Consider the following 13,490-nt stretch of genomic DNA (forward strand, 5'->3'; position numbering starts at 1 on the left):
GTGTTCCTCCTCCTGGAACGGTGGGGCGGGGGACGGATGTGCGCGCGGCGGCCTCCCCGGCGAACGGATTTTCGTGCCCTCAAGGGGGCAGGCGGCGTGGGTGATCGGGCGCCGAGCGGCAGGAAACCTGCGGCTGGTTGTGCCGAGGAGGCCGAGCAGGAAGCGGCGGGACTCGCCGAGCCATAGGTGGGGACGGTGCATCCGCGACTCCGGGCGCAGCGTTGATGCGTACCGGGAGCCGGGCCGGGCCGTGAAAGATGCCGGGCTGCTGCGGGATAGCGTCGGCAGGCACGGCGAGTTCGAGGTGGGGGACGCGGCGGGCGAGTGTGGCGAGGACGGTGCGGGCCTCCATGCGGGCCAGACCGGCGCCGAGGCAGTAGTGAGGTCCCTGTCCGAAGGCCAGGATCCGGTTTCGTGAGCGGCGGGCGAGGTCGGGTCTGTCGGGATCAGGCCAGCGATCGGGGTCGCGGTCGCCGGCGCCGAGGCTGAGCAGGACCCGCTGGCCGGCGGGGATACGGGTGCCGGAGATGATGATGTCGGTGGTGGTGTAGCGCGTGACGCCGAGTGCCACCGGCCCGTCCAGGCGGACGAGCTCGTCGACGGCCCCGGGGATGAGGGACGGGTCACGCGTCAGCGCCTGGTAATACGCAGGGCGCCCCAGCAGCGTCAGGAGCATGCTGGCGATGAGAGCGGCGGTGGTCTCGTAGCCGGCCATCAGGAGCAGCAGGCCGCCGTCGGTGATCTCGCTGGCGGTGAGGTCACCGTGATGCGCGAGGATCCGGGTGACGGCGCCGTCGCGGGATCCGCCCTGGTCGTCGACGTGGCTGGCGAGGAGGTCGCGCAGCTGCTCCCGTGCGTGCTCTCGGCCCAGGGGATCGGAGTCGGGGGCCAGGAGGCGCCGGGTGAACTGGTGGACGGGGTCCCGGTCGGCCGGCGGGATGCCGAGGACGTCGCAGATGACGTGCAGGGGCAGGGGGAGCGCCAGGTCCTGGACGAGGTCGGCGGTGGGCCGCTGCTCGATGCGGTCGACGAGATCCTCGGTCAGGGCCTGAACACGCGGGCCCAGGTCCTCGATACTCCGTGGGGCGAAGGGGCGGCCGATCTCACGGCGCAGTCGTGTGTGCTCGGCGCCGTCCAGGCCCATCATCGAGATTTTCACGCTGGAGCGGCCCTGCTCGTCGTGGCCGGGCACAGGGTGGAGCCAGCGGTCGTTACTGGCGAACCGCGGGTCGGTCAGTGCGCGTTCGACGTCGGCCGCGCGGGTGAGTAGCCATGCGGGCACCCGGCCGTGCAGCGCCACCTGGACGACGGGGGCCATTTCTCGGAGCTCGGCAAGACGCTGGTGGAGGCCGGGCCCGGGACGAAGTTCGAGATGAGGGCAGGTGCCGGTCGGCGAGGGCGCGGTCACATCGCCCCCCTGGCGGTGGCCGGCGCCCGCAGCGCGGTGTCAGGGAGGCCGGTGCGGGAGGCAACGGAGTGCAGGAGGCGGACGGGGTCATCGTCAACCAGCAGCAGGTCCTCCAGCCGCAGGCCGTGGTGGTGGGCGAGGAAACCGGCGTCGGCCGCGGTGTGGAGGAAATCCACCAAGGAGTTGTAGTAGCCGCAGGTGTTCAGGAGGCCGACGGGCCGGGCGTGAGTGCCGTGCGCGGCGGCAGCCCAGACGCAGGCGAGTTCGTCGAGCGTGCCGAGCCCGCCGGGCAGCGCCAGGATCCCGTCCGCCAGGTCCGTGAGCCGCTGCTTGCGCGTGGCCGTGTCCGGCACGACCTGAAGGCGGCTGAGGCCGGGATGGATGATGTCGGCGGTGTGGAGGGCTCGGGGGATGACGCCCGTGACCTCCCCTCCGGCGGCGAGGGCGGCGTCGGCGAGGGCTCCCATGAGGCCGAGCCGTCCGCCTCCGTAGACGACGTGGATATCGCGCTCGGCCAGGAGCTGGCCGGTCGCCGCGGCGGCCCGCAGGTACTCGGGGTCGGCGGGCCCGGCCCCGCAGAACACCGTCATCCGCAGTCGCCGCCCACCGGGCCCGGCGGTTCGGCTCAGGTCTCGCACAGCTCGACTCCCTCCGCGACGTCGTACAGGACAGGGAGGGCTGCCGCGATGGCACGGCGCTGCTGACGGGCGTATGCGAGGTGAGCACTGTGGACCCGTTCGGCCAGGTCGTAGCGCCAAAGGCGCCCATGAGGCCCGGTCAACTCCCCGGGCGTGAGGCTGTGCTGCTCGCACAGTTCGATGGCCTCCCGGTATCCGACGACCTCGGCCAGGTGCTTACGCGCCAGCGGGTCATCCCACAGGTCCGTGAGCTCGTCCTGAAGGGTCCGCGCGGAGCCGGCACCGGTGGCGGTGGTGTAGCCGACCATCTGCTCCACCCGGGAGGCGACGATCTCCTCGTACCGGTGCGGGCTGCCCTCCATGTAGACGGTGACGCCGAGCGTCCATCCCTCGCACCAGTCGGTGCGCTGGGCGAGGGTGTGGAGGATGGAGATTGATCCGCCCTCCAGGATCAGCGTGGTGGCCCCGCCGCTGAGCTGGCGTCGCACCATGTCGATCAGGTGGTCGACGGCTGTGTCGGCGGCGATCGGGCCGTGCGCGAGCGGGCGCCTGGAAAGGTAGAGGCGGGTCGTGCCGGCCAGGTCCCCTGCATGGGGACGACCGGACCCGATGGTGAGCTCGGGGTGGCACTGGATGCGGTCCAGGGCGATGACAGGGCAGCCGCCGTCGGCGGCCGCCGCGACCGCGCGGCTGGTCTTGCCTATGCCGGTGGGACCGAGGATGAGGTGCAGTCGGGGATTCATCTGGGCCCGTCCCCCTGTTCCAGGTGCGCCGTGCGCAGGGTGGCGGCGAACTGGCGGCTGACGTCGGCCGCGGCCGCGACCTGGGCGCGCGGGCTGGCCTGCATCCGGCGGATGACGGCGGAGCCGATGACGACGAGGTCGGCCCATGCGGCAGCGGTGCGGGCCTGGGCGGGGGTCGAGATCCCGATCCCGGCGGCCACCGGCAGGCTGGTGAGGCCGCGCAGCCGGGTGATGAGATCGGGCAGGTGCGCACTGATCGGCTCGGCGTTGCCGGTGACGCCGTCCGTGGCCGGCGCGTAGACCATGCCGGTGGCCCCGGCGACGATGCGGGCCAGACGGTCTGGGGGTGTGCGCGGCGAGACGAGCGGGATGGCGGCGAGTTGGCTGGCCCGGGCCGCGGCCAGCCACGGTGCCGCCTCCTCGACGGGCAGGTCGGGGATCAGGACACCATCGATACCGGCGTCCGCGGCCGTCTTCGCAAACCGTTCCGGCCCGTAGGCCTGCAGCGGCTGCCAGTACGACATCACCAGCAGCGAGGCCGACGACGAGGCGGACAGCTCCCGGGCCGCCTCGAACAGGTGCCGCATCCGGAAACCGGCGTGCAGCGCCGTCCGCGACGCCTGCTGGATGACCGGGCCGTCCATCATGCCGTCGGGGTGCGGAATGCCCAGCTCGATGACGTCGGCGGACTGCGCGAGCAGATGCAGGGCGTCCATGCCGGTGATCTGGTCCGGGTAGCCGACCGGCAGATAGGCGGCCAGCGCGCACCGGTCCTGCGCCCGCGCCCTGTCGATGACCTGGTGCAGCCGCGCCCCGGCGTGCCACGCCGGGCCCGCCCACGGCAGCGCCGGGGCGGCCTCCTCGCTCCAGACGCTCATCGCGCTCCCCCGCCGTACAGGCCCGCGGCCTCCAGCTCGCGGATGGCCTCGTAGTCCCGGTCGACGGCGTGGGCATCGGCGTCGACGAGCATCAGCCGCGCGGGCGTGGTCAGCAGGTCGACGGTGCGGTGCACCGTCATGCCCGGTTCGAGGGTGCCGCTGTAGCCGCGCACGGTGGGCAGCGTCAGCAGCGACTGCAGGTGCTCCTCGTCGAGGACGGAGGTGTGCGGGGCGATGAGGGAGACCTTGGCGACCTGCACGGGCAGAGGGCTGGGCGAGGGGTAGGGGGGCAGGGTGCCGGTCACGACGGCGTGCACGGCGTCCTGGATGTGATCGGATCCGGTCGCCTGCCGCATGACTGCCACGTCGTAGGCGCCCTCCGGCCGCGCCCCGCTCTCGATCAGCACCGGCCCGCGGCCCAGGACATTGCGGACCTCGGTGTGGGCGGGCCCGGCGACGACGCCGAGCGCGTCGAGGACCTTCCGGGTGTACCCGGCGAGCAGACGCCGCGTCAGGGCCGACCGCGCCGGGAGCAGGTCGGCGCGGTCGTACACGTGCGTGTCGCCGACCTTGCGGTCTGCCCAGATGTCGGTGATCTGATGGCGCCCGCCCACCGTGACGCTGTTGACGACGTACTGTGCGCCTCCAAGGCGCTCCTGGACGATCAGGAACTGGTTGTCGCCGCCGAGCGCGTTGGGCTGGCCATGCAATGTGTCCCAGGCGGTGCGCAACTCACCGGGGGTGGAGCAGAAGATCACTCCATCCGATCCGCCGCTGTCGGCGGGCTTGAGGACCACGCCGGTACCGTCCAGGGCCGCCGCGAAGTCCAGGGCGTCCGCCAGCCGGTCGGTGCTCAGGGTGCGGGGGCCTTCGATTCCGGCCTCGGCGAGCGCGGCCGCCATGGCGCCCTTGTCCCGCCGCAGGTGGGAGGTGCCCGGCGCGTTGCCCGGCAGCCCCAGCCGGTGAGCCAACTGCTCGGCGAGCGGGACACCGATCTCGGTCCCGGCGACCACGGCGTCCACCCGCAGGGTGCGCAGCTGGCCGGCGGTTGCGGCGAGGTCGCCGCGGTGGACGACGACACTGCGGTAGCCGAGCGGGTCCAGGGCGCCGCGGTACAGGGGCGGCAGCGCATCGTCGGCCGGGAGGACCGCGACGCACTCCCAGCCGCGCCGGACGAACTCGGCGAGGTAGTAGCCGCCGGTGCTGTAGGGGGCGACGACGGCGGCGCGGCCGGGGCGCCGAGCTGCGCTGGTGATCAGGCCGGTGACGGCGGGGTTGAACACGGGCTGTGGCATCGGGTGCTCCAGAGCGGGGCTGGGAACAGGGAAAGGTGGTCCTGGATCTGGCCGGAGAACGGCGTGGAGAGGACCCGGCCCGGGCCGAGCCGTCAGGGCGGTCAGGGCGCCTGCGGCAAGGCCGGGCCGGGAGAGGGAGGGTCAGACGGGCCAGCTGTGCTTGGAACCGCACTTCGTGGGCGCTCCGGTCCCCTTCACCAGGCAGGCCCGGATTTTGTGCGTCCCCCCGAACAAGGTCGGCGTCGTCCAGCTGCTCCCGTCGTTGGCCCCGGTGTCCTTGACGCTGAAGAGAAGGCGGTCGTCGCTGGCGAACACCTGGGTCACCGCCGCGTAGCCGTCCACTTTGATATCGTTTGCGTAGACCCGGCCGTTGCCGTAGTAGTACCAGCCCTTGGCGCCGCCGTTGGTTGAGTAGACGTAGCCGGAGCTCGCCGCAGCGGCCGGGGTCGTGCCCAGCGACAGAGCGAGTACTCCGCCCAGGGCAACGGCGGGCAGCGTGCGCTTGAGTGTGCGTGCGAAGTGCATGGGGACCTCTTTCTGGACGTGGGATATGGAGCGCGTCAGGCCTGGTGGCCGGCGGGCTGGTCTCGGTGATGGGCGGCGGATAGCGCGGGCCGGACCGGGCGCGGCCGGCGCATCAGCACGGCGAGCGGCAGGCACAGGGCCGCGCCGAGCAGACCGGTGGCGAAGGTGAGGAACGCGGCGAGGTGGTCACCGCCGTGCAGGAGAGCCCAACCGGCCATCAGCGGCGCGCAGATGACGGCGGCGGCCAGCGAGCTGCCCAAGATCCCGGCGTAGAGGCCGCGAGCATCAGCGGGCGCAAGCCGGTTGAGGACGTGGGTGGTGGCGACGAATACGACGATCTCGCCGGGCACCGCGAGCGAGGCGGCGACGCTGTACCCGAGAGTGGTCGACGCCAGACCGACGAGGCCCATCCCGGCGCCCAGCACCAGCGAGCTGCCCGCCATCAGCCCCACCATCGGCGCCCCGGCCCGGGCGCGTCGGCTCAGCCACGGGTTGATGAGGGGGGTCAGGCCGATCACCGCCAGCGCGCTCGCCGCCTGCGTGGCGCCGTACGCCGACGCGGGCAGCCCGTCACGGGCCATCAGCAACGGCAGGATGGAGAACAGGCCGGCGACCGGGACCAGCGCCGCCAGGTTGGCCATCCACAGCAGCCACAGCCGGACATTCCTGAAGGCCTCCCGGTGCCCGCCCCGTTGCCGTGGGGCCGCCGGTCCGGACGGGGGGAGCACACGCCAGATGACGAGCGCGAAGAGCGCGCAGACCGCGGCGTTGCAGCAGAACAGGGCGGGAATGCCGATCGGTCCGGCGAGGGCGCCGCCCGCAATTCCGGTGGTCGCCGCACCCAGGTTGATCGCGAAGTGCCGCCAGCCGCTGATCAGTGCGCGCCCGGAGTCGTCGGCGATGGTGTCCGCCACGATCGCCGACACGATCGGCCAGGGCGCGTAGTAGACGAGCCCCGATACGGCCGCCGCGGCGGCGACGGTGAGGGGTGTGCGGGCCTGGCCCAGCAGGGGGAAGACGACCGCGGCCAGCAGCATGGCGCCGACGAGGGTGGCCCGGCGGCCGATGCGGTCGGCGAGCCAACCGCAGAGGATCTGGCCCAGGAGCCATCCCCCACCGAAAACAGCCAGGATCCAGCTCACCGTCGCGGTCGTCATGTCCAGCGCGGCGAGCCGGTAGGAGAGATAGGGATAGACGAAGCCCGCCGCGCGGACGGCGAACGTGCCGAACAACAGAGCCCAGATGACGGGTGGCCAGCGGCGCGGATTGGGTGTGAGGGGCGGCAGGAGGGCGGCCTTGGCGGGCACAGCGGTAGCGGACACGGTCAGCTCCATGTGACGGCAAATGGCCTCGGGCGTGATGGATCCCGGGCGCCGGGGTCAGGAAAGAAGGCGGCGAGGGCGCGTGGGGTGCCGACGGGGGCGACGGCACCCCACGCAGGGCCGAGGTCCCACAGGCGTGGAGGTAACGCGCGGGAGGCGGAGCCGGAGGCACGGCTCACGACTCGGCCCGGTCCCGGTCAGGCAGGCAGAACCGCTGACCGGGTGTCAGGGACAGCGTGGATCAGGCGCTCGGGAGCACGTCCGAAGGCCGAGGCCGATGCAACGGCAGCCCTCCACAAGGGGGATTGACCCCGATCAGCAGTGGACCCTCGCGGCGCGCGTGGAAGGGATCCCGCGGATGCTGCCGACGGCCGGCGCCGAAGGGAGCCGTCGCGATGCTGCTGCTGAGACCGATGTCGGTGGTCGCGCCAGATGCTGTGAGCCGTCGGGACGGGATCGTTGTGGGCACGCGGGCATCCCCCTTGTTGGGTGCGGGGAGCTCCTGCGTCAGGGGCCGACAGCCGGGAATGAGGGTTGTTCCCTCACCTGGCCTGGGCACGTCTATCCTGAACGCGGCGCGTGCTGGTAACACGCTGCCGGAGCTCCACCAGGACTGAGGTTGGATTCGTGTTCTGGTGGTGCAGGAAGTAGTTCAGTGGTGGCCGTTCCTTCGCAAAAAGGGGCGGCCACCGCGCTCTGTGCGGAGTCGTTCTTGTCCGTAGACGACCGGTGCCAACGGTCAGCCGGTGGACGGTGTCGGGCGGCAGTGTCAGCCCGCACGTGGGGGCGGGCTGCAGTGGACGGGGCTCACTGAGCAGCGAACATGCTGCACTCCATGCCTCCGAGGACGGCATGGGCGTGCAAGGAGGGGCGGCACGAGGTCGTGCCTTCCGCTTCCGGATGATTCCCCTCCGGGTCGGAATCCTGCTACGTTCAAACACCCGCTGTCAACGATCATTTTATTTTCGCAACGATCGTTTCCGCCCGGTGGGCGTCAGGCCTGACTACCGCCTACTGTCGCTGTGCACCGCGGAATCAACGACCGACCCCCAACCTCCGGAGGACGCCGGTGAGCGAGTCCCTCGCCTCTCTCAGCGAGACCCTGTCTCGCATCGCCGAACAAGGTCTCGTCCTCGATGCAGGGCATCTGTCGCGCAGAACAGGCATCCCTGTGGAGCACGTTCAGACACTCCTCGGCGGAGGAGAGATCGCAGGCGAGGACGTGGACGCGCGGATCCGTGAGCGTCTGCAATTCCTGTGCCGCCGGCGTCTGGCCGAAGGCGGCAAGACCTACCAGGACAAGGAGGCCGTCGCTGCCCTTGTGAAGGACCTCGCCAGCTCCGTCGGGGTCTCCAACGTCTGGGCCCGTCAGCTTGTGGACGGCGGGAAGACGCCGAGCATGAAGCACGGGCATGAACTCACGCGGTACTTCGGGGTTCCCGACGGCTTCCTCACCGAGACACCCGCTGCAGCACTGAACAGGACACTCCAGTCCCACCTTAGGAGCGAGCCGTGGGCCGACTCCGACGATCCGCTTGCCGAACTCAAGTCCCGCTTCGGACTGGTGGATATTGCGCGCAGGGGCGAGCCGCTGAGCAGGGATGAAGTTGCCCGGATGGCTGGTCTGCTCGCGGATATTCTGGAGAAGAGCATGGAGGCCGACTCGTGATCAGCTCCGCGCTTCCGGCCTCAGCATCAGTCTTTGAACGCCTTTGAGTACCGAGCGACAGTATGTCCCGGCTGCCCACGGCACAGCACAAACTCCCCCTATGCACAGGGAACTTCACAGCAGGCTACTCATCCGGATGAAGCGCGCCGTATCCCCCGTTCACCTGTGACTACAGTGAGCCTGCGCATGGGCCTCAGCGCGCAACGTGGCACCGTCGTGCGTGAGGCCCGGCGGTGTCACGCCACTCGAAACGACGTCGGCGAACTCGGCAAGGACGCGGGCTGTGAGCATGCCGGCGAGGCTGCCGCCGAGGACGACCGTGGGCCTCCAAGGCCTGTGGCGGAGGGGTCCGTTCACTCGTGGGGCTGGCACTCATTCGGGAGGCACGCGCTCTGCTGCGGCGCACGCGCGCTCCCGGACCGCCCTGATGTCGCCGGTGTCGCGGAGGACCCGGGACACGGCCTCGATCGCCCCCAACAGGTCTTCGATGTCCGGGCTGTTGAGGGGGGTAGTGGCGTCACCCTTCCGGGAGCGTTGCTTGGTCTCGATTGCGTCCTGGATCGTCACGACGTGGGCGAGCGACTTCGCCCGGCCGGCCTCGTGTCCCAGGCGGAGTGCGGAGTCGCACGCCCGTCGGCCCAGGTCCTCGTCGACATACCGACCGAGGCGGAGCAGCGCGTCCCGGATGAACGTCTCGCGGCGCGTCAGGCGCAGTTCGGGGGTGGCCCGCAGTTGGAAGTGGACGCGGTCGCCGCTGACGGCTCGCGTCAGCAGATACAGGGGGCGGAGGTGCCAGTGGCTGAGGTGAATGCGGACACGCCGGTGCAGGTACTGGCCGAGGTGGGGCAGAACGAAGCCCACCGCGATCAGGACGGCGGCGGCACAGGCAACCGGCGGCGCGAGATCGGTACTCAGCCGGTCCAGGTCGTGGCCGGTCCACCGTGCGACGACCGCCGAGAGTTTCACGCCGTCGAAGATCAGGTTCATCGCATTGCCGATAGCCAGGCACGTCAGGCCGCGTCGCAGCCACGCGTCGAGACCATCGGTGCGGACCCAGCTCCAGATCAGCTTGGAGGTGATCATGCCCGCCACGGCATGCGCGAGCAGGTAGAGCAGGATCAACTCGCGCATGAAGGGTGTGGTGGCGTAGTGCGTGTCGAGGTCCCGTAGCCGCTCTTCGTGGACGTCGGCGAGCGCGAACAGCACCCACAGGGCGATGATCACACCCAAGTAGACGATGACAATCCACTGCATGGCGCGGCCGGTTATCTCGCGCCGATCGGAGATGCCGTTTCTCCATGAGGCGATCAGCAGCAGGCAGGATCCGCAGAACGCGGTGAGGATGCTGTAGACCAGGGGCGCTGAGATGTTCGGTACGCCGGTGACCCGGTTGGTCCACGCAATGGTCGGTGGTGCCGCGAGAACGAAGATTGCGCTGGCAAGGACGAGCAGACCACCGACGGCTCTGAGCAGTGGGTCCTTCCAGAGCCTAACGATGCTGGGCAGTTTGATCACAAGGGCGGCGGTCAGGACCGCCACCGGTATCCAGAAGGCGATGTAGGGGTCGTTGAGGAAGCCGGACGGGCTCGTCACCGATCAGTCCTCCCGTCCGCGATAGCCCAGTGATGCCTGAATGTCCCGTCCGACCGGGCCGACGGATCCCGGTCGCGCGCCGGAACCGGTCACCCACGTGCGGAAGATGCTTGCCAGGTGCAGCCCGAAGTCCTCGGCCTCGGCCTCGTCGGCCGCGTGGGATCCGTGGCGGGCGGCGACGGTGAGGGCGATCTCCTGCCAGCCGGTGCCGTCCGACAGGGTGCGGGCCGCGGCGGCCGCCCCGTCGACGTGGTGGTTGTGGTGTCCCTGCCTCATGTGCCACAACTCGTGGCCGAGGATGACGAGTTGCTGCACGGCCTCGGCTCGCTCCTCGATGACGACGAGGTCGAAGTCGTGGAACTCCATCCACAGGCCGGTGACCTCGAACTCGTCGGGGAAGCGCTCGAAGCGGAGCCGTACGGGCCGCCCGTCCCGGCGCCCGCTCATCTCCTCACACAGTGCCCGCGCCAACTCCCGGACGTCGACCGGGGTGTCGATCCTCTTGCGCAGACCGCGGCTGAGCTCCAGCGCCAGACTGCGCATCTCGGAGGGGGCCTCGCCCGGCCGAAGCGCCGCCACGATCCTGCTCACACCATGTGCAAGCCTCATCGCTCCCCCTCATCGCCGTGCAGCGAACGTCGAGCATAACCAGGCGGGTGTCCTGCTTACGGACGGGTCAGATCCCTTGCCGCGCGTCGCGAGCGTGATCACTCCGTGCCTGGTCATGAACTTGGGTGTGACGTCTCGCGACGATGCGTTGGGCTTTGTCAGAAGGTGCCACCGCCGAATTTCGCGTGGCGTCAACGAAACAAGGCTGTGACCAGTGGACCAGTGAGGCCATCTGACGCCCAAGGGAGAGCCGGGCAGGACGTTTGAGTCGAGTTGAGACGTCGCGGGCGGCTCACAGCACACCCAGATGCCGCCATTCTCCAACAACTCCCGGAGCTGAGGGCAATCTGAGGCGATCGCCACTCGGTTCGGGGTCAGGGTTTCCAGGTGCGCAGGAAGGAGACGATTCGGGCGGCGGTGCAGCGCGGGTCGTTCAGCTCGTGGGCGAGTGCGGCGAGCTGTTCGCGGGTGGGGTTGACGGGGATGTTGCTGGCCTCGAGATACATGACGGCGGCGGCGCAGGCGACGGTGAGGTTGGAGCGCTCCAGCCAGCGGCATCGGCCCAGGGTGTGCACCAGGGCCGCGGCGCGGGAGTAGGCGCCGCCGTAGACCGGCGTGTCGAGGAGTTCACCGCGGTGGCGGGCGACGGCGGCGATGGGGACGCCGTAGTCGTCGGCGGCCGGGTCGAGGTGGCCGGCCCGTTCCGCCACTTCGAGGATCCAGGATTCGTCAATGTGCAAGATCACGCGGCGGCGCCGGGCTGGGGCTCGGCGTATGGGGCGTCGAGCTGCCGCTCCAGATCGTCGAGGAACGTGCCGTGCTCGTCGATGAGCCGCTGGGCGGCAGCCATGCCGGCGGCGCGGGCACCGGTGGTGTCCTCGACGATGAGCCGCTCCACGTACTTGTTGAAGTCCAGCCGACGGGCGGCTGCGGCGGCCTTACCGGCCGCGAGTACGTCCTCGTCCAGCCGGACCTGCGTCTGCTTTTTCGTGGAAGTCACACCCGCATATTAGCAGGGTGGTAGCAGGCGGGGGTGCAGGTCAGGAACCTCTCCACATGCCTTTGGGCAAAAGGACGCCTCGGCGGACTCTGGAGGGAAGCAAGGAACTGGCCGCGTGCGCATGCGGCTCTCGGGCTGCTGTCCGCGCAGGAGAGTCTCCGTCGCGCGCGCAGGTGACCTTGCTCTTCCATCGCTCAGGGCGGCTGCCGGTACATGGAGCTGGGGATACAAACACGGTGCCGCTACAGTCGCGACCGGTGTCCGAAGCCATCTCCAATGGCTTCGGACGTCGTGTGTGCTTCGCCGTACGGTTTCAGGATCGGGTGGGCGCGATGTAGGCGCCAACCGTCCTCATCGCCTGGCCAGCCCCAGGACAAGGAGTACGACGAAACCCCCGAGTCCGAGCACCGCGATGAGGACCTCGAAGGAGAAGCGGGACTGCAGCCAGCCGAGGGTGAGGACGCCAACGGCTAGTAGCAGACAGAGCGCGACGGCGGTTCCGATCGGGCTAGCGCCCTGGTCGCCGGATGGTTGGCGGTCTTTGAGCGTCTGCCAGATCCGGGGGGATGCCAGCATGTGCCGCATGAGTCGGTCCTCCTGATGGTGATGATGGACGGATGGGGGCCATCGGGCCCTGCGGGCCGCGGCGGTGTCCGCCGCGGCTGGGCCGTCCGGCTTACGCTTCGTCGTCCTCCACGTCGTTGGTGTACTCGATGCGCGCGCCGGCCTGCTCGGCGGCCCGGGCGCATACCTGACGGTGCCAGGCGGCCGACCAGCGTCCGCCGCGGTGCGCGGCGAGGTATTCCTCGTCGCTGCGGAACGTGAAGAGGACCGGGTCGTCCTCGCCTTCGATGCCGGCGACCATGTCGGCGACGGCCTTGCTCGTGTCCGCCTTCAACTCGGCGATCTCCGGGCGGATCCGCCCGGGCACCTGGTCGCGGCCCTGCTCCCAGGAGCGCAGGGTGCGCGGGTTGACCCCGAGCCGTTTCGCGAGGTGATCACCGGTCAGGCCGAGCTGTTCGCGGGCGGTGCGCAACTCGGCGGTGGTCAGTGGGTCTTCCTCTGCGAGTTCGTTGCGCAGGTCGCACAGGTACTCGTTCAGGCCGTGGACGACGGCCACGGGCACGCGGGGATCGCCTTCCGTGCGGCCGGCGCAGGCGGCCATGTCACGGGTGATCTCGGCGGCGATTTCGTCCAGACGGCCGTCCGTGGTGTCGGCGGTGATGCCGTACTCGTCGGCCTCGTCGCCGTTCGTTGCGCCGTCGACGTTCCATTCCTGGACGATGTCGATGTCCTCGAAACCCTGGGTGTCGGCGTCCAGGTCGCCGTAGCCGAGGTTGCAGCCGAGCCGATCCTCGATCTCTTCCTCGGCGGCGAGCGCGTCCTCACCGAGGACCGCGACGTTGTTGTTGCCGTTCCACTTCTCTTCCCAGTCGGCGAGGATCCGCTCGGCGAGGGGGGCCAGTTCCTTCATGACGCGGTTCGCGGCGTCACCGGTCAGGGTCGGGATGCTGTAACGGCGTTCGATGCCGTGGTGGACCGTGCCGGGGACGGCGTTGCCGATCTCGCCGTTGTAGTCGGCGAGGAGGGTGCCCTCGCGCAGGTCGAGCTCGATGTAAGCGGGCTGGCCCTCGGTCTGGCCGTCGTAGTGCCGGTACAGCTCCAGCGCGTCGGTGCAGTCGATGATGCGAATGCTCACGGTGCGGGCCCTTTCGGGGAAGTCTCGGGTGGAGGGTTCAGGGGACGGCGCCAGCGCGGCACCAGGCACCGACGGTTCCGACGGCGACGTGGACCTCAAGCGCTGCGGTGG

The 13,490-nt window shown here is 70.1% G+C and carries 14 protein-coding genes; 1 reads left to right on the forward strand and 13 read right to left on the reverse strand.

Going from position 1 to position 13,490, the window contains the following annotated elements:
- Positions 1–79 precede the first annotated feature (79 nt).
- From ACFYPC_RS34030 to ACFYPC_RS34060, 7 genes are all read right to left on the reverse strand, one after another.
- Positions 80–1,408: a cytochrome P450 gene (locus ACFYPC_RS34030; protein ID WP_391890931.1), complete on the reverse strand. Its 1,329-nt coding sequence runs from the start codon at positions 1,406–1,408 to the stop codon at positions 80–82.
- The gene (locus tag ACFYPC_RS34035) at positions 1,405–2,046 is read right to left on the reverse strand and encodes a TIGR00730 family Rossman fold protein (protein WP_391890934.1); all 642 of its coding nucleotides are present in this window, start codon (positions 2,044–2,046) and stop codon (positions 1,405–1,407) included. The genes ACFYPC_RS34030 and ACFYPC_RS34035 overlap by 4 nt, the downstream gene beginning before the upstream one ends.
- Positions 2,034–2,789 carry an isopentenyl transferase family protein gene (locus ACFYPC_RS34040; protein ID WP_391890937.1) on the reverse strand — a complete coding sequence of 252 codons (756 nt, stop codon included), beginning with the start codon at positions 2,787–2,789 and terminating at the stop codon, positions 2,034–2,036. The genes ACFYPC_RS34035 and ACFYPC_RS34040 overlap by 13 nt, the downstream gene beginning before the upstream one ends.
- Positions 2,786–3,667, reverse strand: coding sequence for a tryptophan synthase subunit alpha (gene trpA / locus ACFYPC_RS34045; RefSeq protein WP_391890940.1), 882 nt, complete (start codon positions 3,665–3,667; stop codon positions 2,786–2,788). Before trpA ends, ACFYPC_RS34040 begins: the two co-directional genes overlap by 4 nt.
- Positions 3,664–4,962 carry an ATP-grasp domain-containing protein gene (locus ACFYPC_RS34050; protein WP_391890943.1) on the reverse strand — a complete coding sequence of 433 codons (1,299 nt, stop codon included), beginning with the start codon at positions 4,960–4,962 and terminating at the stop codon, positions 3,664–3,666. The genes trpA and ACFYPC_RS34050 overlap by 4 nt, the downstream gene beginning before the upstream one ends.
- 141 nt (positions 4,963–5,103) lie before the next feature.
- Entirely contained in the window at positions 5,104–5,487 is a 384-nt protein-coding gene (locus tag ACFYPC_RS34055) for a hypothetical protein (protein ID WP_391890946.1), read from the reverse strand.
- Positions 5,488–5,522: 35 nt separating this feature from the next.
- Entirely contained in the window at positions 5,523–6,809 is a 1,287-nt protein-coding gene (locus ACFYPC_RS34060; RefSeq protein WP_391890948.1) for an MFS transporter, read from the reverse strand.
- 1,069 nt (positions 6,810–7,878) lie between these two features.
- Here ACFYPC_RS34060 and ACFYPC_RS34065 point away from each other — a divergent pair.
- Positions 7,879–8,478: a hypothetical protein gene (locus tag ACFYPC_RS34065; protein ID WP_391890951.1), complete on the forward strand. Its 600-nt coding sequence runs from the start codon at positions 7,879–7,881 to the stop codon at positions 8,476–8,478.
- Between the two features lie 372 nt (positions 8,479–8,850).
- Here ACFYPC_RS34065 and ACFYPC_RS34070 read toward each other — a convergent pair whose 3' ends face one another.
- From ACFYPC_RS34070 to ACFYPC_RS34095, 6 genes are all read right to left on the reverse strand, one after another.
- The gene (locus ACFYPC_RS34070) at positions 8,851–10,071 is read right to left on the reverse strand and encodes an MAB_1171c family putative transporter (RefSeq protein ID WP_391890954.1); all 1,221 of its coding nucleotides are present in this window, start codon (positions 10,069–10,071) and stop codon (positions 8,851–8,853) included.
- A 3-nt stretch (positions 10,072–10,074) separates the two neighbouring features.
- Positions 10,075–10,680 (reverse strand): toxin-antitoxin system, toxin component family protein, encoded by a 606-nt coding sequence (locus ACFYPC_RS34075; RefSeq protein WP_391890956.1) that lies wholly within the window; start codon positions 10,678–10,680, stop codon positions 10,075–10,077.
- 374 nt (positions 10,681–11,054) lie between these two features.
- Positions 11,055–11,426 carry a fic family toxin-antitoxin system, toxin component gene (locus ACFYPC_RS34080; protein WP_391890958.1) on the reverse strand — a complete coding sequence of 124 codons (372 nt, stop codon included), beginning with the start codon at positions 11,424–11,426 and terminating at the stop codon, positions 11,055–11,057.
- Entirely contained in the window at positions 11,423–11,680 is a 258-nt protein-coding gene (locus tag ACFYPC_RS34085) for a hypothetical protein (RefSeq protein WP_391890960.1), read from the reverse strand. The genes ACFYPC_RS34080 and ACFYPC_RS34085 overlap by 4 nt, the downstream gene beginning before the upstream one ends.
- A gap of 351 nt (positions 11,681–12,031) precedes the next feature.
- The gene (locus ACFYPC_RS34090) at positions 12,032–12,265 is read right to left on the reverse strand and encodes a hypothetical protein (RefSeq protein ID WP_391890962.1); all 234 of its coding nucleotides are present in this window, start codon (positions 12,263–12,265) and stop codon (positions 12,032–12,034) included.
- A gap of 91 nt (positions 12,266–12,356) precedes the next feature.
- A complete protein-coding gene (locus ACFYPC_RS34095) occupies positions 12,357–13,379 on the reverse strand; it encodes a helix-turn-helix domain-containing protein (protein WP_391890964.1) in 1,023 nt (340 codons plus the stop codon).
- Positions 13,380–13,490 lie beyond the last annotated feature (111 nt).

The sequence above is a fragment of the Streptomyces sp. NPDC005808 genome (assembly GCF_042871385.1).
Taxonomy (GTDB): domain Bacteria; phylum Actinomycetota; class Actinomycetes; order Streptomycetales; family Streptomycetaceae; genus Streptomyces.

Bases quoted from the DNA above. Each gene is read 5' to 3' on its own strand.
- ACFYPC_RS34040 (WP_391890937.1), bottom strand. From the start codon at position 2,789: ATGAATCCCCGACTGCACCTCATCCTCGGTCCCACCGGCATAGGCAAG.
- ACFYPC_RS34075 (WP_391890956.1), bottom strand. From the start codon at position 10,680: ATGAGGCTTGCACATGGTGTGAGCAGGATCGTGGCGGCGCTTCGGCCG.
- trpA (WP_391890940.1), bottom strand. From the start codon at position 3,667: ATGAGCGTCTGGAGCGAGGAGGCCGCCCCGGCGCTGCCGTGGGCGGGC.
- ACFYPC_RS34055 (WP_391890946.1), bottom strand. From the start codon at position 5,487: ATGCACTTCGCACGCACACTCAAGCGCACGCTGCCCGCCGTTGCCCTG.
- ACFYPC_RS34050 (WP_391890943.1), bottom strand. From the start codon at position 4,962: ATGCCACAGCCCGTGTTCAACCCCGCCGTCACCGGCCTGATCACCAGC.
- ACFYPC_RS34090 (WP_391890962.1), bottom strand. From the start codon at position 12,265: ATGCGGCACATGCTGGCATCCCCCCGGATCTGGCAGACGCTCAAAGAC.